The organism is Aliidiomarina iranensis (assembly GCF_003987135.1).
GTDB lineage: Bacteria > Pseudomonadota > Gammaproteobacteria > Enterobacterales > Alteromonadaceae > Aliidiomarina > Aliidiomarina iranensis.
Map to the genome: position 1 here is coordinate 69921 of NZ_PIPJ01000002.1, position 23228 is coordinate 93148.

General features: G+C 46.5%; 16 protein-coding genes. 6 read left to right on the forward strand and 10 right to left on the reverse strand.

The annotated features are described in order from the left end of the window. Window positions 1-79: 79 nt before the first annotated feature. Both CWE08_RS03465 and CWE08_RS03470 read right to left on the reverse strand, forming a co-directional pair. On the reverse strand, window positions 80-2581 hold the full coding sequence (locus CWE08_RS03465; protein WP_126765674.1) for a zinc-dependent metalloprotease: 2502 nt from the start codon (window positions 2579-2581) through the stop codon (window positions 80-82). A 70-nt stretch (window positions 2582-2651) separates the two neighbouring features. After that, a complete protein-coding gene (locus CWE08_RS03470) occupies window positions 2652-3557 on the reverse strand; it encodes a DMT family transporter (protein ID WP_126765676.1) in 906 nt (301 codons plus the stop codon). A 183-nt stretch (window positions 3558-3740) separates the two neighbouring features. On the opposite strand from CWE08_RS03470, the gene CWE08_RS03475 reads away from it, so the two are divergent. The 5 genes from CWE08_RS03475 to CWE08_RS03495 all read left to right on the forward strand — a co-directional run bounded on the left by CWE08_RS03475 (window position 3741) and on the right by CWE08_RS03495 (window position 9432). Then, the gene (locus CWE08_RS03475) at window positions 3741-3962 is read left to right on the forward strand and encodes a VF530 family protein (protein ID WP_126765677.1); all 222 of its coding nucleotides are present in this window, start codon (window positions 3741-3743) and stop codon (window positions 3960-3962) included. Window positions 3963-4017: 55 nt separating this feature from the next. After that, window positions 4018-4386 carry a YchJ family protein gene (locus CWE08_RS03480; RefSeq protein WP_126765679.1) on the forward strand — a complete coding sequence of 123 codons (369 nt, stop codon included), beginning with the start codon at window positions 4018-4020 and terminating at the stop codon, window positions 4384-4386. Between the two features lie 251 nt (window positions 4387-4637). After that, window positions 4638-5699 (forward strand): efflux RND transporter periplasmic adaptor subunit, encoded by a 1062-nt coding sequence (locus CWE08_RS03485; RefSeq protein ID WP_126765680.1) that lies wholly within the window; start codon window positions 4638-4640, stop codon window positions 5697-5699. After that, window positions 5699-8848, forward strand: a complete 3150-nt coding sequence (locus CWE08_RS03490; protein ID WP_241973820.1) for an efflux RND transporter permease subunit — start codon at window positions 5699-5701, stop codon at window positions 8846-8848. Before CWE08_RS03485 ends, CWE08_RS03490 begins: the two co-directional genes overlap by 1 nt. Before the next feature lie 146 nt (window positions 8849-8994). Further along, window positions 8995-9432, forward strand: a complete 438-nt coding sequence (locus tag CWE08_RS03495) for a DUF3010 family protein (protein ID WP_126765681.1) — start codon at window positions 8995-8997, stop codon at window positions 9430-9432. An 18-nt stretch (window positions 9433-9450) separates the two neighbouring features. Here the strand turns inward: CWE08_RS03495 and CWE08_RS03500 are convergent, their stop codons facing one another. After that, window positions 9451-10401: a 1-phosphofructokinase family hexose kinase gene (locus CWE08_RS03500; protein WP_126765683.1), complete on the reverse strand. Its 951-nt coding sequence runs from the start codon at window positions 10399-10401 to the stop codon at window positions 9451-9453. A 248-nt stretch (window positions 10402-10649) separates the two neighbouring features. Here CWE08_RS03500 and CWE08_RS03505 point away from each other — a divergent pair, with 248 nt between their 5' ends. Continuing rightward, on the forward strand, window positions 10650-10859 hold the full coding sequence (locus CWE08_RS03505) for a cold-shock protein (RefSeq protein WP_007420436.1): 210 nt from the start codon (window positions 10650-10652) through the stop codon (window positions 10857-10859). Window positions 10860-11047: 188 nt separating this feature from the next. Here CWE08_RS03505 and CWE08_RS03510 read toward each other — a convergent pair whose 3' ends face one another. From CWE08_RS03510 to CWE08_RS03540, 7 genes are all read right to left on the reverse strand, one after another. Beyond that, the gene (locus tag CWE08_RS03510; protein WP_126765685.1) at window positions 11048-12961 is read right to left on the reverse strand and encodes a propionyl-CoA synthetase; all 1914 of its coding nucleotides are present in this window, start codon (window positions 12959-12961) and stop codon (window positions 11048-11050) included. Window positions 12962-13109: 148 nt separating this feature from the next. Next, window positions 13110-13796 carry a cupin domain-containing protein gene (locus CWE08_RS03515; RefSeq protein WP_126765687.1) on the reverse strand — a complete coding sequence of 229 codons (687 nt, stop codon included), beginning with the start codon at window positions 13794-13796 and terminating at the stop codon, window positions 13110-13112. A gap of 226 nt (window positions 13797-14022) precedes the next feature. After that, entirely contained in the window at window positions 14023-16251 is a 2229-nt protein-coding gene (locus CWE08_RS03520; RefSeq protein ID WP_126765689.1) for an NADP-dependent isocitrate dehydrogenase, read from the reverse strand. Window positions 16252-16526: 275 nt separating this feature from the next. Beyond that, window positions 16527-17954: an efflux transporter outer membrane subunit gene (locus tag CWE08_RS03525; protein ID WP_126765691.1), complete on the reverse strand. Its 1428-nt coding sequence runs from the start codon at window positions 17952-17954 to the stop codon at window positions 16527-16529. Beyond that, window positions 17947-21117, reverse strand: coding sequence for an efflux RND transporter permease subunit (locus CWE08_RS03530; protein ID WP_126765693.1), 3171 nt, complete (start codon window positions 21115-21117; stop codon window positions 17947-17949). Before CWE08_RS03530 ends, CWE08_RS03525 begins: the two co-directional genes overlap by 8 nt. Window positions 21118-21128: 11 nt before the next feature. Beyond that, the gene (locus CWE08_RS03535; protein WP_126765695.1) at window positions 21129-22295 is read right to left on the reverse strand and encodes an efflux RND transporter periplasmic adaptor subunit; all 1167 of its coding nucleotides are present in this window, start codon (window positions 22293-22295) and stop codon (window positions 21129-21131) included. Window positions 22296-22379: 84 nt separating this feature from the next. Next, on the reverse strand, window positions 22380-23027 hold the full coding sequence (locus tag CWE08_RS03540; RefSeq protein ID WP_126765697.1) for a TetR/AcrR family transcriptional regulator: 648 nt from the start codon (window positions 23025-23027) through the stop codon (window positions 22380-22382). Window positions 23028-23228 lie beyond the last annotated feature (201 nt).

Sequence of the window (23228 nt, forward strand, 5' to 3'; positions counted from 1 at the left end):
CGATTGGCGTTAAGTGAGTTTCTGTTAATGAATTGCCCGTTGTTTCATCAACGGGCAATGAACTCCTTAAAATGAGCGATTAAATCGGTGATCCGGGTGGCATTTGCGCAGGCGTAAATGCTTCGGGCCACTCACCATTTGCCAAAAAGTGCTCAATTCGCCGCGCTAGATAGCTCGGAAATGCACTTAACGCGTATGCTTCCTCCGTGCTCTCATTACCACCCTCATTTGCACTTGCGGCATTCGTTAACTGTTCATGCCATTGTATGAGCGCCCATTCTAATTGGCTTTTTACTTCCGGTGCTGTGCTCTGATTCAGCATACTTTGGCTCAAATGATAAGCCGTTAGGTAAGCCACTCGTTGGCTGAGTTGATTGTTATTTTCTGCTAAATTCCGCTGGCTATTATCGATCAATTGTTGCGCCAGTTCGAAAGGTGCTAGGTGAGCGTTTTGGCTCTCGAACTGCCAACTCAAGCGATTCAACCGCTGTGGATTCAACATAAAACTTAGTGTGTGATTTGCACTGGTTTCGGCCATGGTTAGTGGGTCAGTAAATAGGCCCATGCGTGTTGGGAAATCTTCACGGCTGGTGGCTGAACCGTAGGCTTTTGGTACCAGCAACTTTTCTAATTCGGTTGGTAATGCTAAAAACTGGCTCTTGAGTGTAACCAACAGTGCAGCGAGCGCTCGCCGTTGCTCAGTGGCGCTAACTGGTTCGTTTACCACGGGCTCACCATTTACAACGTAACGATAATTCACACCACCTATCAATTTTGCGGCGGCTTCAACCTGATATCGGTGCAGTAAATACATAGGGGCAAGCACCTGTTGTAATTCATCGAGAGGTTGGCCTGGAGCAAGATTATCTTCATTCAATCGATTGAGAACCCGTGCTCTTACATCTGTTAGCCGCGTTAATTCGGTTGTGGCGTTCTCGCCATTATTCCAAAGGTGAGCCGTGGGGTGTCCACTATGGGCTGGACGCGCATCGCGGTCGGAAATAAAGTGCATGCCTCGTGCGTAGGTTTCTGCAATTAGCGCAGCTAATCCTTCGGCTTCTGCCTCGGCTGAGGTGAACTCACTGTAGCCGTAGGCCACGGTAAATTTATCCCATTCCCCCATACCCGTGGCGTAGGCGTTGTTAAGTGTGATTTCATTATTATCATTCAACATGATAAGAGGGTGAGGGTAATCCATTACCGATGCACGATCTTGCGAGTTCGCCGCGAAATTGTGAGCAATACCGAGGGTATGGCCGATTTCGTGGGCGGAAAGTTGGCGAATACGGTGCAATGCCATGGCTTCGATATCAGTTAAAAGCTGCTCACTATTAGCATCCCTAGCAAATGGCGCGAGCAAGCCTTGCGCAATTAACATATCTTGGCGAACGCGCAGAGATCCAAGAGAAACATGACCTTTCAAGATTTCGCCGGTGCGCGGATCAATCACAGAGGCGCCATAGGACCAACCACGGGTAGCTCGATGAACCCATTGAATAATGTTGTAGCGCACATCCATTGGGTCTGCCTCAGGAGGCAAATCACGCACAATAAAGGCATCTTTAAAGCCAATTGCCTCGAAGGCTTCGGCCCACCACCGGGCGCCATCTAAAAGAGCAGTGCGCACTGGCTCTGGCACTCCTGGATCGAGATAATACACAATGGGCTCGATAGGTTCACTTGTGGCGGCATTTGGATTCTTTTTCTGTAACCGATGGCGAGCAATGAAACGATGATCCATAGACGCTTGTAATGGCGCAGCGTAATCTTGGAAACCACGAGCATAGTAACCACTGCTAGGGTGGAAGGCGCGAGTTTGGTAGCCATCATCAGGTAACGCAATTAGTGAATGATGTAAATGAACGGTAATGGCTGAAGGTTCAGGCGTAACCGAGCGTACAAATCGCCCTGGGTTTGTTCCGACATAGGTAACTTTAGCTTCAAGCTCTGTATTCTTGGGAAAAGATTTCATGCGCTCAGGCCACAAAACCGATCGCGTTGTATCTGGCTTAAAGTTACCTTCGTTGATGCTCTGCAAGCGTTGTTCAATATTATGGATATCGGCGAATAAAAACGGCGTGTAATTGATAAGTACACGATCTTCCTGTTTGGCTACAATATCAAAACCAAACAAAACAGATTCTGCGAATGCTTCCTCTACACTTCGACGCTCCATCTCATTCTCGGTGATGGCACGAAATTGGGTGTTTTTTTCAATAAGGAGTGCGCGATTACCATGCAGGCTGAATTCCACTAAGCGAGTAGCACCGAGTTGCCCGCGATCTAAACCCAAATCGTTTGAACCAATACCGCGGGGCAAACTGCTTTGAAATATAAACTCTGATGTGGTGGCTTGGTTGTTGCCTGGGTTGTTGGCTGGGTTGCTGGCTTGGCTGCTTTCTCTTTGGAGAGGAATTTCTAAGTACACTTTGTCGGTATCGGCATCAAAATAAAATGTAAAAAAGCCGCGATTAACCTGCATGCCCTCAGTAAATTCGCTTACACTTTTATCTTCAGTTGCGCTTGCCGAGGCACTTAGCAGTAATAGAGCTAGCAAAAATGGATAAAAAATCGGTTTCATAATGATTCCCTGAATTAAATAGCGCTAAATTTTTCTTTGCTAACAACCTTGCGGTATTTCTTAGCGAGAATCAAGAATCTTGAATTGCCCGCTGTTGGCGCTTGCGAATGGCCTCGCGATGGCTAATGTAAACGCCACTGGCGATCACCACGCAGGCGCCTGCTAAAACCCACATGCTAGGTAATTCCTGCCAGAAAAAGTAACCCAAAAGTAGTGCCCAAATCATTGCCGTGTATTCAAAAGATGATAATACCGATGGCGGTGCCTGCCGGTAGGCTTCTGTTAACAAGTATTGCGCTATGGCACCGGAAATCCCCAGTAGGAGCAGCCAAGGTATATCGGTAAAGCTTAGCGGCCGCCAATCAGTTAAGGCTAAAGCCCCACAGCCTAAAGTTAGGCTCAGCACGAAAAAGAACATTAAGGATTCTGATGTTTCACTGCGATGCATGTAACGCACTAAGATCATAACCATGCTATAACCTAGCGTTGCCAACAGGCCAGAAACCACACCAATGGATGCAAAGCCCATGGCATTTGGGTTCAACATAATGAGAACACCAAGAAATCCAACAAATACCGCGGTATAGCGATGAACCCCCACTTTTTCTTTGAGAATAGGCACTGAGAGTAGGGTGATGATTAGCGGTGCGGCAAAAAAGATTGCGTAGGCGTTGGCTAAGGGCAGTTCCCTTAAGGTGATTACGGTAAGAATCAGAAAAGCAATGCTGATAACGCCCCGCAATCCATGCAACAACAGGTTGTTGGGCCTAATTTTATGCAGTGTGCGCTGGCTCAAAAGCCAAAGCACAACAAATGGCAATGACGTTGCACCACGAAAGAAACTAACCTGAAATGAGCTTAAATGGCCGGCTAAATGCTTCATTGCTACATCCATAAGTGCAAAGCAAAATACTGCTAACACCATAAAAATAATGCCACGGCTAATATGCTCAGATGCTTGATGGATAGGATTCATAAATAAAAACTCATGAGTTAAACGTAATGCAATACGTTATGCAATAATGAACAATGCAAAAGTAATGAAGAGAAAACATGGCGATTAATCAATTTAAGTGCGTAATTCAGGATCGCCCACACCTTCACTAGGTGCTTTTGTTGTAGCAAATGATTCTTTGTACTCAATATTAGAGAAATGAGCATGGCAACTGAACAACCGAAAAATCCTCTCCATGGTATCACTTTGGAACAAATAGTGGTGGAACTTGAACAACACTATGGTTGGGAAACATTAGCAAGCAAAATAAATATTAACAGCTTTAAAAACGATCCATCGGTGAAATCTTCTTTAAAGTTTTTGCGAAAAACCCCATGGGCTCGAGAACAAGTAGAGCAACTCTATATTCGAACCTTTAAGCAGTAACTGTGCCCTGAGCTGATTCAAACAAAATATATTTTCCAAGGATATTAAGAAAAATATGGTTAACGATGCTTTATGCCCGTGCGGCAGCGAAAAGAGTTATGGCACATGTTGTGGCGCTTTTCACAGTGGCGCAATTCCGCGAACGCCAGAGGCGCTTATGCGTTCCCGATATTCTGCTTTCGTGTTGGGTGATACAGATTATTTACTGGCAACCTGGCACGAGAGTACTCGGCCCAAGTTAGATTTAAGCGATAACCCAAATTGGGTGCAGTTACAGGTGGTTTCTACTTGGCAGCGGGGTGCACGCGGGTTTGTGCATTTTAAAGCGTTTTATAAGCAGGGTGATGAACTGAACATGTTAGAAGAGAAATCAAAATTTATCTGGGAGCGGGGGCGTTGGTTCTACGTTCAAGCAGAACAATGATGCAGTGATAGCGGCGTGTTTAATGTGTGGTTAGGTGAATTGGGGAAGCTATTCGCTTCACAGTAATGATGCTTTGGCGCAGAACTTTCGGGTTCAGTTGGGGATTAAACGGGATTTGGTAGTTAATCGCAGATTTCATGCAACTCACTGCACTTTAATGCGAAGGTGGATTGTGAATGTGATCATTACTTAAACTTTTGCGTATAACACTTGCAAATCAATCCGCTATTTCATTGCACAAAGGACATCGAATGCAAGCTTGTTGGAGAACAACCAAATTACTACTGGTCTTTGGCGTTATTTTCTGTTTTTCGTTTTCGGCAGCTGCACAACAGGGGCGAGGAAATAGCGAGACACTTGTTCTGGTTAACCCAATCGAAACAGAACAAGAAAACAGAAGTATTCAGGCCGTTGGTTCAGCGCAAGCTGTGCAATCGATTATGCTCTTCCCCGCTGTTGGCGATATCGTAACCGCCGTGCGTTTTCAACCCGGCGAATTAGTGGAAGAGGGCCAAATTCTCTTGGAACTTGATGCTCGCCGACAAAATGTGGCAGTGGCTCGCGCGCGCATTCAGCTTGCTGATGCCGAACGAACCGTACGCCGGTTGCAGGCTACGCTCTCGCAAGGTGGAACAACACAAAGTGCTTTGGATGATGCAATTACGGCTAAAGAATTGTTAGAAGTAACCTTGCAAGAAGCCCTTACGGAACTTGAAGATCGGTTCGTTCGCGCACCCTACACTGGAGTTGTGGGGCTAACAGATGTGAACGTTGGCGATCGCATTACGCAACAAACTGCAATAACTAGCCTCGACGACCGTAGCGAACTATTCATTAACTTTCGAGCACCAGAATCTGCCCTAGATATACTCGCCGACTCACCCGAAATTACCGTGCAACCGTGGCAAAGCCAAAACGAAGAGATATCAGTATCGATTGCTGAAATCGATTCACGAATCGATGAGGTTAACCGAACTATCAGAGTACGCGCATTATTGGATAATGAGAATGATGAGTTTCGGCCCGGTATGAGCTTTCGCGTAAACATGACGGCAAACGGCCAAGAGTTCAAAGTGGTACCTGAAGCTGCATTACTGTGGGGTGCAACTAGTGCCTACGTTTGGATGGCAAAGCAAAATGACGATAATGAATATGTGGCGGAGCAGGTAAATGTTGAAATAAAACAACGTTTAGCCGGAAGAATTTTAGTAGATGCAGAGATTGAAGCTGGAGAGCTTATCGTTCTTGAAGGGATTCAATCACTGCGAGAAGGGCAGAAACTGCGCTTTACTGATGATTCGAGGGTTGAATAATGAGTATTAAAAATGATTCAGGTTCTAATCAATCCTCAACAAATGGGGCCCCTTCGGATCCAACCATAGCCGATAAAACACGGCAAGATCTTCCTTCACTGGCGATTCGTCGGCCGGTTTTAATCATTGTTCTGAACCTACTTATTATCATTGCGGGCTTTGCTGCCTTAAATGGTATTGAGGTGCGCGAGCTTCCTGATGTTGATAGGCCAGTGGTTACGGTTACTGCGGCGTTTCCGGGCGCTGCGCCAGAAACAGTGGATACCGAGGTTACCCGGTTACTAGAAGGTGCTGTGGCGCGTGTAAACGGTGTTAAATCGATAAGTAGCTCAAGTGAAGAGAACAGCACCCGAATCGTTGTTGAATTTCGACCAGGTATTGATTTGGACAATGCGGCCAACGATTTACGTGAATCGGTAGCACGGGTTGAGCGAGAACTTCCACCGGATGTAGAACGGTTAGCGATTATCAAGGCGGATAATAACGCCGATCCAGTTGTGCGAGTGGCGGTTACAAGTGAAACGCTTGATTTCGAAACCATGACTGAAAACGTTGAAACCGATTTAGTTCCTTTATTACTTAATATCCCCGGTGTTGCGGATGTTGCGCTAAATGGTGATCGCGAACGGGTTCTTAGAGTAATGATTGACCCATTGCGGTTAGCAAGCTTTGAGCTCACGGTTACTGATATCGCGGATGCATTGCGCCAAGCCCCTTTCGATGTGCCAGCGGGGAGTATTCGTTCCACGGATCAACAGTTGATAGTTCGAGCGGATGCCACCTCGGTAACGGCCGAACAGGTGTCTGAGATTGTAATTAGCGATGATACTCGGGTAGGGGATGTTGCAGACGTTTACTTTGGCCCTGCGGATGCGCAAAACTTCGTACGTTTTAATGGCAAACCAGTTATCGGCCTCTCGATTATTCGGCAAGCTAGCTCCAATACGATAGAAATATCTAATGAGATTCAGGCGCAAATGGCGAGCATTAGCGAACGCTTCCCAGATTTGCAGGTGCAAATAACATCAGACGATGCCGAATTTATTCGCGGTTCTGTTCGCGAAGTTCTGATTTCGCTCGTTCTCACGGTTGTTTTGGTTATCCTTACGCTTTGGATTTTCATCGGCAACTTCCGCTCTACCATCATTCCAGCTCTTGCGATTCCGGTATCACTGATAGGCTCATTAGCCGCACTTTGGGTGTTAGGCTTTTCCGTGAATATTCTTACCTTGCTCGCATTAGTTCTGGCTACAGGTTTGATTGTAGATGATGCGATTGTGGTAACAGAGAATATTCAGCGCCGTCGTTCGGGCGGCATGGGCGCACGCGCGGCAGCCGTAATTGGTACACGTGAAGTATTTTTCGCGGTGGTAGCAACCACTGCGGTGCTTGTTGCTGTTTTCGTGCCCATATCGTTTTTGCCCTCTACAGCCGGTCGATTATTCCGTGAGTTTGGTGGCGTGCTCGCTGCTGCCGTAATTATTTCCTCTTTTGTTGCGCTTTCCATGGTGCCAGCGTTAACCGCGCGATTACCGCTAACAAAATCGAAAGATACAAAAATCGCTCGCTTTGGCAATATGCTGCGTGACGGCTACAGTGCATCTTTGGCGTGGGCATTAAACCACGCCACGTTGGTATTTATTATTTGTGCGCTCGCCGCTATCTCTTCGGTGTGGGCTTACCAAGCGCTTGAAAATGAACTGTTACCGCCGGAAGACCGTGGGCAAATTTCGATTTTTGCGCGGGGCCCTGATGGCGTTGGTTTGAACTTTATGCAACGGCAAGCCAATCGAATTGAAGAAGTGCTGTTACCTTACGTTGAAGATGGTGAAATTGAAAACATCGTAACCGTTGTTGGCCAATGGGATCCAAATTTGGTATTTGTAGTAGTGCCGCTTAAGCCTTGGGAAGAACGCGATCGTAGCCAACAAGAGATTATCAATGAAATACGCGGGCCGCTCGCGGCAATACCGGGAGCGCCGGCGCGGGCATTTGGTGCTAACAGCTTAAACTTACGCGGAACAGGTGGCGGTTTAGAGTTAGCGCTAACAGGCCAAGATTACGAAGATATCTATGCGGCAGCGTTAGAATTTTCGGCGTTGATTCAGGAACAAATACCAGAGCTAGGGATACCAAACATTGGTTATCAACCCACACAACCGCAATTACGGGTAAACATTGATAGGCTTCGTGCAGAAGAGTTAAATGTGCCGCTTTCAGATATTGCGGCGACGTTGCGAGTTGCCATTAACGGCGATGATTTAGCTGATTTAAATGTAGAAGATCAATCGATTCCTATTATTCTGCAAGCATCTCGGAATTTAGTTGAAAACCCTTCCGATTTAACCAATCTATATGTGGGTTCTCGTGATGGCGGACTGGTACCCTTATCAAGTTTGGCAACCATCAGTGAAGAGGGTGTAGCTGCAGAGTTAGAACGGCAGGCTCAACGCCGGGCAATAGAGCTCGATATGGAATTGCCAGATAGCATTACGATTAATGAGGCGGTAGATCAACTTCGAGCGCTTGCACAAGAAGAGCTACCATCGGATATCGGTTTAGTTTTCTTAGGAGAGGCACTCGCTTTTGAGGAAACAACTCGTGATGTCACGTTAACCTTTGTTTTCGCTTTATTAATTGTGTTTTTGGTATTGGCTGCTCAGTTTGAAAGTGTGAATAGCGCCGTGGTTGTTATGGCTACCGTGCCTTTTGGTATCGCCGCGGCACTCTTCGCACTGTTGCTGACGGGTAATTCAATCAATATCTATTCGCAAATTGGCCTAGTGATGCTTATTGGTTTGATTGCGAAAAATGCTATCTTGCTGGTTGAATTTGCAGACCAAATGCGCGACGGAGGGCGCTCAGTGCGTGATGCGGTTGAAGAAGCCGCTAAAATTCGCTTACGGCCAATTACCATGACGTTGCTTTCAACTATGCTTGGCGCGTTGCCCCTTATACTTTCCACTGGTGCCGGAGCGGAAGCACGCAACGCCATTGGTTGGGTGGTGTTTGGTGGTTTAGGTATTTCTGTGTTGTTTACGCTCTATCTTACCCCGGTGCTGTATCTTGCTCTAGCTCGCTTAGTGAAGCCAAGAGCCGATGAGAGCAACAGGTTACGCGACGAGCTAGCAGCGGTGAAGGATAATTAATTGCTGTCAACGTTACTTACTGTACAATGTCCGTAAACTAGCTAAGTTATGAGATTTAGCTGGGTTTGCAGAGCAAGTAGGGCAATAAAAATAACCATTGCGCTACTTGCTGATAAGCTCGCTAAAGTTTAAAGCGGAGAACATTGATGCGTGTATGTGGCATTGAAATAAAGAGTAACGAAGCAATAATTTGCTTAATGGAAATGAACGATGGCCTAGTGCAAATCCCTGATTGCCGCCAGGTACGTTTTCAACTGTTGAAAGATCATGATGCTGAGCAAGTGCGCCGCTTTCAATTTACCTTTCGTAAATTGATTGAAGATTACAAAATTGAACGGTTAATCATCAAAGAGCGAATGCAGAAAGGGAAATTTTCTGGTTCGGCAGTAGGCTTCAAGATCGAGGCCGCATTGCAGTTGATAGATAGTGTTGAAACTCATTTGCTTGCAAACTCGATGCAGAAAGATATTATTAAGCGCAATCCAATTCCGGTAGATTATGCCGATACGGGTTTAAAAGTTTTTCAAGAAACCGCATTTAGCGTTGCCTATGCTTACTTAATGTCGAAAGAATATAATCTATAAATTAGCGAATAAACGCAGCTACCTTGTGAAGGCAAGGGGCTGCGTTTTTTTATAGATGTCCTCTAATAAGGCTAAATCGTAAAGTTGATTACCTCTAGTTTGCACAGTAACGCAGGCAGCAGCTACGCCGTAGCGAAATGCTTCAACGATTGAGGTGCCCTGCATGAGTTGAAAGGTTAGGGCAGAAACAAAACTATCACCAGCACCCACGTGGCTCACTATTTCAACTTTTGGTGGCATAAACGCGAAAGTTTCACCTGTTTGAGTAACCATAAGAGCGCCACCCTTGGCTAGCGTAACAATTAAGTTTCGTGCTGCACCGCTTTTTACGCGCTCGCGCATTTGCTCGGCTAGGGTAACAAGGCCATCGTGTTCCGAATATCCAAGCGATGAAAACTCTTTGCGGTTCAATTTGGCAAGGAAGGCATCGTGGTAGAGAGCGCCATGTAACGCCGCACCGGAACTATCGAGAATAACTTTACTACCGAGTTGATTCGCCTGAGTGGTGATATCGCCATAGAAATCAGGAGGCAGTGAATCGGCTATACTACCGCTGAGAATTAAATACCTTGGTGGCTCAGGCTGTGAAAAAATTTTTTTCCAGCAATTATCCAGCTCAAGTTGAGTAAGTTCCGGACCTGGAAACACAAAATGAAACATTTTACCGGAGTAGCGTTCGCTGATCGCGAGGTTTTGCCGTGTATCTGCCTTAATTGGAATAGCCTGAAATGGCGTGTTGTCTCTTGCGAGTAGTTGTTTTAACAGTTCACCGTTTAATCCGCCGGCTGGAAAGATTGCCAATGCCTGCCCACCCATACGGTTGATGTTGCGAGCCACGTTGATGCCACCACCACCAGGTTCTTGAGTCGATTGTTGGCAACGGCTTTTGCTATCATCGAAAATTCGCTCGGTTTCACCAAAAGTATCTACGGCTGGATTCATAGTAAAAGTGATAATGGGCACCGACATAATAAATCCTTGTTTTACCGTGTAATTTAATCATTTATTTTTGTAAGTTTCGCTATCTTTTATTCTCCGATGCTGTATAGTAGCCCCCAATGCAAGAAAGATACAATTTAACACTCCAATTCGTCGTATTACCATAATCTTCGTCCTGTAGTTCTTAAGTTTTAGTTTATTTTTCCCGCATGACAGCACTATCCACGCTGAAATCAGCTGGAGTGCATATTTAACATTAAAAATTTCAGGATAATATTATGTCTAATACAGTTACTGGTACCGTAAAGTGGTTTAACGAAACTAAAGGTTTTGGTTTCATCGAGCGCGAAGGCGGTCCAGATGTATTCGCTCATTTCAGCGCGATCTCTGGTAACGGTTTCAAAACTTTGGCTGAAGGCCAAAAAGTTTCTTTCACCGTAACTCAAGGCCAGAAAGGTCCTCAGGCTGAGAACATCGTAGCAATTTAATTTGCCACGATTTCTGCCTAGTTTAGTTTCGACTAAACGGACATGAAATAAATACTAAAGGGTAGCCGTTGTGGCTACCCTTTTTCGTATTTGTTAGGGTAGTGAGCAGGTTGCTTTGCCTGCTCCTAAGCCCTATCGCTATAATGTCATCACATAGCGCTCACAAGTTGCTGAGCGCCATGGCTTACTTAAGATACCAACTTCGTTTTTGCAAGCGCATTAGCTATTTCAATAATGCTTTCCGGATCATCAATAGTGGATGGCACCACGTATTCTTTTCCATCAGCAATTTTGCGAACCAAATTGCGTAATATCTTCCCGGAGCGTGTTTTTGGTAAGCGGCTCACCGTAATTGCAACTTTAAAGCAGGCCAGCGCTCCTATCTCCTCGCGCACGAGCGCCACAAGCTCTTTTTCAAGTTCATCAGGGCTAATATCAACCCCATTTTTCATAATCACTAAGCCAATCGGCTGCTGACCTTTGAGGCTATCACTCGCTCCAACCACACAACATTCGGCTACCGCAGGGTGGCTGGCAACAACTTCTTCCATTTCGCCGGTAGACAAACGATGCCCAGCAACGTTAATCACATCATCGGTTCGGCCCATAATGAACACATAATCATCGCTATCAATATAGCCACCATCGCCGCTCGCATAATACCCAGGGAACTGCTCCAAATAGCTCTTCTGAAAGCGTTCTGCATCTCCCCAGATAGTAGTTAAACAGCCCGGGGGAAGGGGCAATTGAATAGCAATGTTTCCTTGTTCGTTAGCAGCGATAGGATCACCTGAATCATCAAGAACCATAACGTTGTAGCCAGGCACCGGCAATGAGGAAGAGCCTGCTTTTACTGGCATTTTTTCAATCCCGGTGGGGCTTGCGCAAATTGGCCAGCCTGATTCCGTTTGCCACCAATGATCAATCACTGGTTTGCCAGTTTTATTACAAACCCATTCAAAAGTAGCGGGATCTAAGCGCTCACCTGCCATAAAGATGGTTTCTAAGTGAGAAATATCATAGTTTTGCAGTAAATCAGCATTCCCATCTTCTTTCCGTATGGCTCGGAACGCTGTGGGCGCGGCAAAAATGGCTTTTGCCTTATATTCTTCACAAATTCGCCAAAATGCGCCAGCGTCGGGCGTAAAAACCGGCTTTCCTTCATACATTACAGTGCTACAACCTGCGAGAAGGGGCCCATAAACAATATAGGAATGGCCAACAACCCAACCCACATCTGAGGCGGTAAACATCACATCACCAGCCTCTAAATTATAAATTGCCTTCATGCTGTAACTCAAAGCTGTAGCATAACCGCCCGTATCCCGAACTACGCCTTTTGGCTTTCCAGTAGTGCCGGAAGTGTACAAGATGTAAAGCGGATCGGTACTGGCCACAGCAACAGGCATAACACGTTCAGCCGACTTCATGGCGGTTTGCCAATCAATATCAAAGCCTTTGTGCAGTTCGCAAGAAACTTGCTTCTCTTCCGGTACATTTATGCGCTGATAAATAATTGTGGCGTTAGGCTTATGCTTAGCTTTGCTAATGGCTTGGTCGAGTAAAGGCTTATAAGGGATGAGGCGATGGGGTTCAATGCCATGGGAAGCGGATATAACCAACTTGGGTTCAGCATCATCGATACGAACCGCGAGTTCTTGGGCAGCGAAACCACCAAAAACAACCGAGTGAATTGCGCCCAACCGCGCTACCGCAAGCATCGCGATCGCAGCCTCTGGAATCATGGGCATGTAGATTACAACACGATCACCTTTAGTAACGCCATTTGCTTGCAGAACACCCGCAAATCGAGCTACATGTTCAAGCAACTGATTATAGCTGTAAGCGTATTTGTTGCCGGTAACAGGCGAATCATAATAGAGCGCAACTTGCTCTCCGCGACCTTGTTCAACATGGTAATCCAAAGCGAGGTAGCTCATATTCAATTCACCATCGGCAAACCATTCGTACCCACTTGGTTGCTGGGAATTGTTGCGTAGAATGGTAGTGGGCTGCTTGTACCACGCTAATTTAGAAGCCTGGCCGCGCCAAAACTGCTCGGGTGTGTCGATCGAATATTTATGTATTTGTTGATAAGTCATGTTATTTCGCTCCGCGGCTCGCTGCTGAAATCCTGTTTTCGTAGAGAATTCCTAAAAAAGTACCCGAGGAAGTGGTGCCTGACACCAATTTCTCAAATACTAATTTACTGGAAGTGCGGGGAAAAGAAATTCGACTTTAGGATGATACCTAACTAGCACTGGGTAATTCTAAAAAATTGGCGCCAAGGTGGCCAACCTTCACATAAATAAGCGCACCTTCTTCTCCGGTGAAGGGCGTATGTTTACTCCAACGCGGGCTACGCAGCCATGAGCCGGCTGGATACTCGCCATGTTCATCACGGAATAACCCCTTGATAACGTATATCTCTTCGCCACCGGGGTGCATATGTGGGTTGAACTGAGTATTCGGTGCCCAGCGCACAAGCGCTGTGTTAATACCATCGTGTTCGTGGAGGGGAAGCACTGATAACCCAGGTACCAGGCCAGGCCGCCATTGCATTTTATTCGTGTTAAGTGCAAGTTGTTCGTGATCACCTGCGGCAAATTGCCATAGTTTCACTAAAATTGTGCAACCATCTTTGCTAAATGGCGTGTGGGAAGTGCCGGGCGGATTACGAATGTAAGTACCTGCCGGATAATCGCCGTGTTCGTCGGAGAATACACCATCGAGCACGAGAATTTCTTCGCCGCCGCCGTGAGTGTGAGCCGTGAATCCTGCGCCCGCATCATATTTTACAATACTAGTGGCTCGGGCAATTTCGTTGCCTTGGCGATCGAGCATCATGCGGGAAACACCGGGAAGGGGAGAGGCCACATAGTTATATTGCTCTGGTGTTACCACCTCTCGCTTTTGTAAATCTGCTCTTACTAACATAGTGATTCAGCCTTTATTTTGGTTACCGCTCGCATATAAAAAACGATTGCAGGGCTCCCTGCTTGAAACGATCAACACAGGATGATGTGTGCTTTTCTAGATAACGCAAGTTTACCGCAAACTGTTCAACTGTAAGCTCTCGATTTTTCGATAGGGCTGATAGGAAGGGCCGTAAATAAAAAAGGCCCCAAGATTTGGGGCCTTCAACGAACAAACTACGAGTAGGTTACAAGCTTGCTAGCACATCATTTAAAATGTTGCTTGGGCGCATCGCCTTGCTCACTAAATCGGTATTCGGTTGATAGTAACCTTCGATTTCAACGGCTACGCCTTGAACATCGTTTAATTTGGCAACAATGGCCTCTTCATTTTCATGCAGTTGCTCTGCAAGTTTAGTGAAGCGGGTTTTTAGTTCGGCATCGCTATCTTGGTTCGCTAATGCTTCCGCCCAGTACATACCTAAGTAGAAGTGGCTACCACGGTTATCAATTTCACCAACTTTACGCGAGGGTGATTTGTTGGTTTCTAAGAACATCGCGGTTGCTTGATCCAAAGTATCAGCTAATACTTGCGCACGTTCATTGCCTGTTACTCGGCTAAGGTGCTCTAACGAGGCCGCTAAAGCTAAAAACTCACCAAGGGAATCCCAGCGTAAGTGGTTTTCTTCAACAAATTGCTGAACGTGTTTAGGAGCTGAACCGCCAGCGCCGGTTTCAAACAAGCCGCCGCCATTCATTAATGGCACAATAGATAGCATTTTCGCACTGGTGTTTAGTTCTAAAATTGGGAACAAATCCGTTAAGTAATCACGTAAAACATTACCGGTTACTGAGATCGTATCTTTCCCTTCTTTCATGCGCTTAAGCGTATGCAGTGTGGCTTCAACTGGCGCCATAATCTGAATATCTAAGCCATTGGTATCATGCTCTTGCAGATAATCTTCCACTTTAGCGATTAATTGGCGATCGTGAGCACGCTCACTATCAAGCCAGAATACGGCCGGCATTCCACTTTGCTCTGAACGCGTAACCGCGAGCTTCACCCAATCGCGAATCGGTGCATCTTTAACCTGACACATACGCCATAAATCGCCTTTACCCACTGTGTGAGAGAAAACAATTTCGCCTTCAGAGTTTAATACTTGTACCGTACCCGCCGCAGGAATCTCAAATGTTTTATCATGAGAACCATATTCTTCTGCTTTTTGCGCCATTAAGCCAACGTTAGGAACGGTTCCCATTGTCGCTGGATCAAATGCACCATGTTCTTTGCAGAAGTTGATGGTTTCGGCGTAAACACCTGCGTAGCAGCGATCTGGAATCATTGCCTTGGTATCCTGTTGATCACCCGCAAGGTTCCACATTTTACCGCCATCACGAATCATGGCCGGCATAGAGGCATCAATAATTACATCGCTTGGCACGTGTAAATTAGTGATCCCTTTATCTGAATTAACCATCGCTAATTGCGCTTGGTTTTCGTATACGGCTTGAATATCGGCTTCAATTTCAGCGCGCTTTTCAGCAGGTAGTTCAGCAACTTTAGCTACTACATCGCCGAAACCATTGGTTAAATCAACGCCAATTTCTTTGAAGGTATCGCCGTGTTTGGCAAATAAATCGGCGAAGTAAACCTTAACCGCATGGCCAAATAAGATTGGATCAGATACTTTCATCATGGTGGCTTTCAAGTGCAATGAAAGCAACACACCTTCAGCTTTTGCGGCAGCTGTTTCTTTGGCATAAAACTCTTGTAATTTTGTGGTGTTCATTACCGCAGCATCAACTACTTCGCCGGCCAGTACCTTGATGCCATCTTTTAACACCGTTTCTTCGCCATTTTCACTTTTCAAAACAATTTTTAGTGTTTCGGCATCGGCGAATGTGGTTGATTGTTCACTTTCGTAAAAATCACCACCATCCATGTGCGCTACATGGGTTTTTGAATCTTTTGTCCATGCGCCCATACGATGTGGATGTTTCTTTGCATAGTTTTTAACGGAGGTAGGCGCGCGTCGATCTGAGTTACCTTCCCGCAACACTGGGTTCACGGCGCTGCCTTTGATTTTGTCGTAGCGCGTTTTTACTTCACGTTCTTCATCATTCTTTGGCTCGAATGGATAATCAGGCAGGGCATAGCCTTGGCTTTGCAATTCTTTAATTGCCGATACAAGCTGAGGAATTGAAGCACTGATATTCGGTAGCTTAATAATGTTCGCAGCTGGTGTTTTCGCTAACTCGCCCAATTCGGCTAAGGCATCACCGATGCGCTGATCTTCGCGGAGATATTCTGGAAAATTAGCAATAATGCGGCCAGCGAGCGAGATATCCCGAGTTTCAACCGAAATGCCAGCGGCCTTTGTAAATGCTTGAATAATCGGTAATAAAGAATATGTGGCTAAGCGAGGTGCTTCATCAGTTTCAGTATAAATAATCGTTGATTTATCAGTCGACATTGTGATTCCTATTGGTTAAAACAGCGCTTCTTTTAGCAAGGAGCGGCACTGTGAATTAAGGCGCTGGAAATAAATGCGCTGGAATTATTGCAATGGGAGAACGGCGTTAAACACAACGCATCTCCGTTGGAAATCGGGCCATAGTATGCCACTTCAAGGCCTTAAACTCAATGCAGATAGGGAGGGTGAGGCCGCATCATAAGCGGTTCTAGAAAAAGGCGCAAAGCACCATGAAAGTGCTTTGCGCCTGCAAGGTAAAGGGTTATCCCTGGTAACTACCAACCACCACCGAGCGCTTTAAATAGATTTGTACTGGCGGTAAGTTGACCGTTACGCGCATCCGTTAGCGCCATGCTGGCATCTAAAAGTGCTCGTTGGGTTTCTAACAATTCAAACAAGCCAATAGCACCGCCATCATATTGTAATTGCGCAAGCCGATAAGTGTCAGCAATTGCTTCATGTTGTGCTTCAATAGCTGCCAATCGTTGCTCGGCAATTGTGAGCAACTGAAGGGCATCACGGGCATCTTGAAAAGCCGATAAAATAGCTTGTTGATACTCAAGTTCAGCTATTTCCAGTGCCACTTCTGCGGTTTCAACCGCGATACGGCGGCGGCCGAAATCAAATAATGGCCCAGCAAGATCTGCACCTAGGCTCCATGATTCAGCATCCGAGCTAAACAGATCACCTGTATCCATAGCTCCTGTTCCGAACATCGCATTTAAATTTAAACTTGGAAAGCGCTCTGCTACAGCTACACCTACTTCAGCTGAAGCTGCTTTCAAATTAGCTTCAGCAGCGCGTAAATCGGGGCGGCGTTGCAGTAGCTCTGAGGGTGCTACGTTTGGAAATGCCAGAGCGGGTTGTATTTCATTTTGCTCGCTTGCATCAAATTCAATGGCCGTTAGTATTTCCCGCGGGCTGTAGCCTACGAGAATGGCTAAGGCGCTGCGAGTTGTTTGCGCGGCTTCCTCGAGATCCGGCAGGGTAGCTCTCGCGCTTGCTAAACTCGCCTGAGCACGGCGCACGTTTAGTGGGCTGCTTGCGCCCCGTTCATTTCGATATTGCTCAATTTCAAGCGTTTGCTCTAACGAAGAAATCATCTCGAGGGCAGTTTGCCGTTGCTCTTCTATGCTCACCAACGAGAAGTAAGTAGAAATTACATCGGTAATAAGATTTAAACGAATTGCTTCAGTACCGAAAATAGATTCTTCAAGCATTGCCGCGGCAGCTTCACGCTGGCGAGAAATACGGCCCCACAAATCGACTTCGTAGCTTAATGCGCCAGCAATCGAAAACTGATTGCTTGGAGCGCCGCCACCAAGTTCAGCAGGCATCACCGTAGTGGGTTGTTGCTCGCGTGCCGCTGAAGCCTGAGCACTCAATAGCGGCCACTGGTTTGCACGGCTCAGCCCCAGCTGGCCTCGCGCTTGTTCAATGCGGCGCATTTGAATTTGCAACGATAAATTGCTATCCAATGCGCGTTCCACTAAACGGTTTAAACTTGGATCTTGATACTGTAGCCACCACTGTTCCCAGGCTTCCGTGTTAGCCGCTGATTCATTAGCAGCATTCGTGAATATAGCCTGTTGTTGCTCATTCCAGGTGCTTGGTATGTCATTCGTTGGAGCCTGATAATCAGGACCCATAGCACAGCCACTCAGAATCAAGGCTGCTGCAAGCGTAAACGTAAATTTATGCATGATTTGAATCCTTGTTTTCATCGCTAGCATTACCTGAATCTTTCTTGCCTTGCGTTTTTCGTTCATTCCGCCAAGTAGTGACGTCTTCAAGTAATTTATACGCAAGGGGTACAAAGAGAAGCGCTAGGGAGCTTGCGGCAACCATACCACCCACTACTACGGTGCCGATTTCTTGACGGCTCACAGCACCCGCGCCGGTGGCGAATACCAGTGGTAATGTACCGATAATGAAGGTGGCGGCTGTCATGATAATCGCCCGAAAGCGCTGGCGTGCTGCGGCTACTGCTGCATCAGTGGAGCTCATGCCTTCTTTTCTGTTTTGAGCTGCGAATTCCACAATTAAGATAGCATTTTTGGCCGCCAAGCCGATAAGCACTAAAAGCCCTACCTGGAAGTACACATCGTTAGGGAAGCCCTTCAGCATAGAGGCTAAAGCACCACCAAACACGGCAAAAGGTACTGCGGTTGCAACCGCAAACGGCAAGGTTATGCGTTCATATTGCGCAACAAGGATCAACAATACCATGAGCAAGCCCAAGCCGAAGGCAGAACCTGCGGCCCCGGCTGCTTCATCGAGCTGAAAGGCTTCACCAATCCAGCCCATTTGTATGTTTTCTTCTTGCTGAAATTCGCGAACCACTGCATCCATGGCGTCCTTGGCTTGGCCGGTTGTGTAACCGGGCGCAGGATCACCCATGATTTTCGCGGCGCCATACAAGTTGAAACGGTTTAAAATATCCGCGCCAGAAACTCTTTCGAGCGTAACCAAGGAATCAACAGGAACCATTTCACCCGTGTTTGAACGCACATAGACATTGCGCAAATCCTCAGAATTCGCGCGATACTCACCTTCAGCTTGTAAGTTAACCTGCCACAAACGGCCCTGGAAGGTAAAATCATTCACATACATGGAGCCAATAGTGGCCTGCATGGTGCCGAATAGCTGATCAAGCGAAACATCTACCGCTTTCGCCTTTTCCCGATCAACGTGAATCATATACCGAGGAATATTGGTTTCTAATGTACTACGCACACCTACAAGTTCTGGGCGTTCATTCAATGCGGCCACTACTTCTTGCGCAATTGCATTGATTTGTAGCGCATCAGATTCACCCCTTACTTGTAGGTAACCCTCTACACCTCCCGTAAGCGATAAACCTTGAATCGGCGGTGGTACAAATACAAAAACATTAGCCTCTTGCATACCAAAGCCCATGCCCATAATTTGTTCCGCAATTTCACTGGCGCTTAAACCTGGCGCTTGCCGCTCGCTCCAATCAGATAAGTTAACAAAGCCTGCGAGTGCGTTTGAGCGTAAAGAACTAGCGATAATATCGAAGCCCGCAAAGGTGGTGAAATCATCCACACCCTCGAGGCCACGAATTTGCTCAGAGAGTTCGTTACGGAATTCCTCGGTACGTTGCAACGAAGACAATGCAGGTAATTGCGCCACAGCTAAGGCTACGCCTTGGTCTTCACCTGGTACCAAGCTCGAAGGCATGCGGAGCATGAGTGCTACTGTAAGCACGCAAAAGCCAGCAAAGAGAGCGATGCCTAGAATCCAACGGCGGATAAGAAACGCCACGGTGTTTTCGAAACCGTTAGTTAGTTTTTCAAACCCGCGGTTGAAAATTTGAAACGGCTTTGCCACCTTCTTGGCTTGTTTATCAAGCAATAATGCGCACATGGCTGGCGTGAGTGTGAGTGCCACGATTCCTGAAACAACAACCGATACGGCTATGGTTACTGCGAATTGCCGATACAACTCACCGCTGAGTCCACCTAAGAAGGCAACCGGAGCAAATACGGCTACAAGAACTAGGGTAGAGGAAACAACCGCACCGGCAACCTGTTGCATCGTTTCGATAGAGGCCTCTTTGGCTTTCATGCCTTTTTCAGAAATCAATCGCTCAACGTTTTCCATCACGATAATCGCGTTATCGACCACAATACCAATGGCCAGTACCAAGCCAAATAGGGTGAGCATGTTGATCGAAAAGCCCATGGCTTGCATGCCGGCGAAGGTGCCGATCAAAGATACTGGAATTGCCGCAATAGGAATGAGCGTGGCACGCAAATGTTGTAAGAACAAAAAGGTAACCAACACTACTAGAATCACCGCGATGATGAGTGTGATAATTACTTCGTTAACTGAAATTTGGATAAACTCAGTTGTATCGTAAGGCACGTAGTAGTTCATGCCCTCCGGGAACCTCTCGGACATATCCGCAAGGGCATTACGCACATTTGTGGCGGTTTCTAATGCGTTCGCACCGGGTTGCAGAAATATCCCCATAGGTACGGCATCTTGGTTGTTATAAATCGCCGAAAATGCATAACTTTGCGCACCTAGTTCAGTTCGAGCCACATCACCTACTCGAATCACATTACCATCAGTATCCGAGCGAATGATAACGTTCGCGAACTCTTCTGGGCTGGAAAGTTGTGTGTTTGTGGTTGCGCTGATTGTAAAAGCAGTTTCTTCAGGAGTAGGTTGGGCACCAAATTGGCCCGCAGCATACTGCGCATTTTGCTCACGAATCGCGCTCGCAACGTCCATTGGGGAAAGATCAAACTCAGCGAGTTTGGCGGGATCTGTCCAAATTCGCATGGAGTAATCTTGCGGGCCAAATAATGATGCATCACCCACACCTTCAACACGAACTAACTCATCAAGAACGTTCAGAAGTGCATAGTTGCTCATTTCTAAGGTGTTTATGGTACCACCCTCGGAATATAAAACTGGCACCATAAGAATATTGGTGGAGCGAGATTCTACTCGAACACCTAAATCCCGCACTGTTTGCGGGAGCCTTGATGTGGCCGCTTGTACGCGGTTATTCACGTTTATCGTAGCCTGATCTGGATCGGTGCCCATAGCAAAAGATACGGAAATTTGTAACATCCCTGAATCGGTACTAGTGGTTTCCATGTAGAGCATATCGTCAACACCATTGATTTCCTGCTCCAAAGGTGCGGCAACGGAATTAGCTAAGATATCGGCACTAGCTCCTGGGTAAGTAGCGGACACCACAACCTGTGGTGGCACCACATCAGGGTACTGCTCGATAGGCAGTGCGCGGATAGCGACAATGCCGGCAATCATAATAATAATCGAAATCACCGATGCAAAAAGCGGTCGGTCGATGAAAAAACGTAACATTGAAATTCCTCTTAATTACCGTTGGTAACGTTCACTGGCGCGCCATCGGCAAGTGCAACATGGCCATTAATTACCAGCATATCGCCGTTATCTAAACCATTGAGGATCACTTGTTGGCCATCCACAATGGGGCCAAGCTCAACGGCTTTTGCCTCGGCACTGTTTTCGTTATTCACAACAAAAACTTGCGCGCCCTGTGGCCCTTGGCTAACAACCGAAGAATCAACCAATGCCACCGAAGAGAATTCTTGCAAGGTTATGCGAACACGAACAAACTGCCCAGAACGAAGCACTTGCTCTTGATTTGGAAACTCCGCGCGTAACTCAACGCGCGCCGTAGCTGGGTTTACGCTGGTGTTAACGTAGTTTACGGTTCCGGTTTCACTGTAGTATTCATCGTTGGCAAATTGAATCCGCGCTCGAGCGATATCACCATTGGCCTGCCTTAAGCTGGCGCGGTAGATTTCACCATCTTTCTCGGGTATTGCGAAATGCACATAAACGTTATCGGTTTGCACCATGTGCGTGAGGTATCCACCAGAACTGATTAAATTCCCAGGAGATACGGCTTCAATGCCAGCAATACCATTAATTGGTGCTTCCACACGGGTGTAACGTAAATTTCGCTCGGCATCTTTTAGGTCGGCCTCAGCCTGAGCTAAACGGGCGTTTGCGGATGCAATGTTGGCACGCGCTTGATCGAATTCACGAGTGCTAGCTGCGTTGTTTTCGTATAAATCGGCAACTCGTTCCCATTCGTTTTCAGCTTGAGCTTGATTTGCCTGTGCGGTTTCGAGTGCCGCCTCAGCGGAATTTAATGCAAGCACAAAAGGCTCAGGATCGATTTGAAACAGGGTTTGCCCTTTTTCAACGTAATCACCCTCAGAATAATTCCGTTCAAGTAGAATGCCGGCTACTTGTGCGCGAACTTCTACTTCGCTCTTACCGCGAATTCGCCCGGGGTAAGTAACCTGATGAGTTACTGATTGTAAACTGATTTCGGAAACGGTTACTGGTGAGGGGGGCATATCACCACCCATACCGCCGCCCATACCTGCACCGCCTTGTGGATCATCGCTGCAAGCCACTAAAAGAGCTATGGCACTCACACCAATAAAGCCGCGGAGTGAAGTGTAAAATCGTTGGTTTGTTGCCGCAGAATTCGCAACTGCTTTCATCTATGTATCTCCGTAATAATCTAGTATTTTATTTCGCTTCGGCGCATCAATTGTTAATTTCGAATCGTGCTAAAAAGCTGAAAATTAAAGGTTGTGTAAATAGTAAAGTTGGTCAATATCCGCATGCTTTACCAAGCCTTGCAGATAGAATCGATAAGTTTGTTCAAGCCGTTCAAGGGCAGGCCGGTTGGGAACAATGGCCTTACTCAAATAAACTGTGCCGTGCATGATTTCACCGCATAGGCACATCATTTCTTCAATATCATTTTCGCAGTTTGGTAACTCCGCTTTTAATGCCTTAAACATCGGAATCCAATCTTCTGTATGTTCATGCATTCTTACGAAATAAAGTGGTGTTTGTTCATGGCCAAATTCAGCGCGCTCATGCACAAACAGCTCAATTGTTTCAGGGTGTTCATCAAAGAATGTAAAATAAGTAGCCATCACTACTTTTAAGCGCCGCAACGGGTTATTAGTAGAATCATGCGCCTGCCACATTTTGCAGCGCAAAATATCAAGCTGACGAATGAGTGCCTGTTTAAAGAGATCCTCTTTTGTAGGGAAATAACGATAAACCGTTCCTTTGCCCACCCCTGCATGTTCAGCAATGGTTTGCACATCAGCAACTTGATAGCCTTTGTGAGCAAATATCTTCACCGCGGCATCAAGAATTTCAGCTTGGCGCTCTTCGGCAGGCTTATGAATCCGTTTTTTCTTCATTTCTTCAGACATGACGACTCTTCAATTTATTTTAATTTCTCTGCCAATTGCCAGCAGAGCCTTAAACGCTGAGCTCGCGGAAATGTGTTTTTGTGTACACTTTCTTTACTAACAGCAAATAATGATTAATTTTTAACCGGACGGACTGGTCGGTCAGTTATATTAAAGAGCTTTGCCTCAGGTGTCAAATCAATGCTTTACTGTTAACATTCT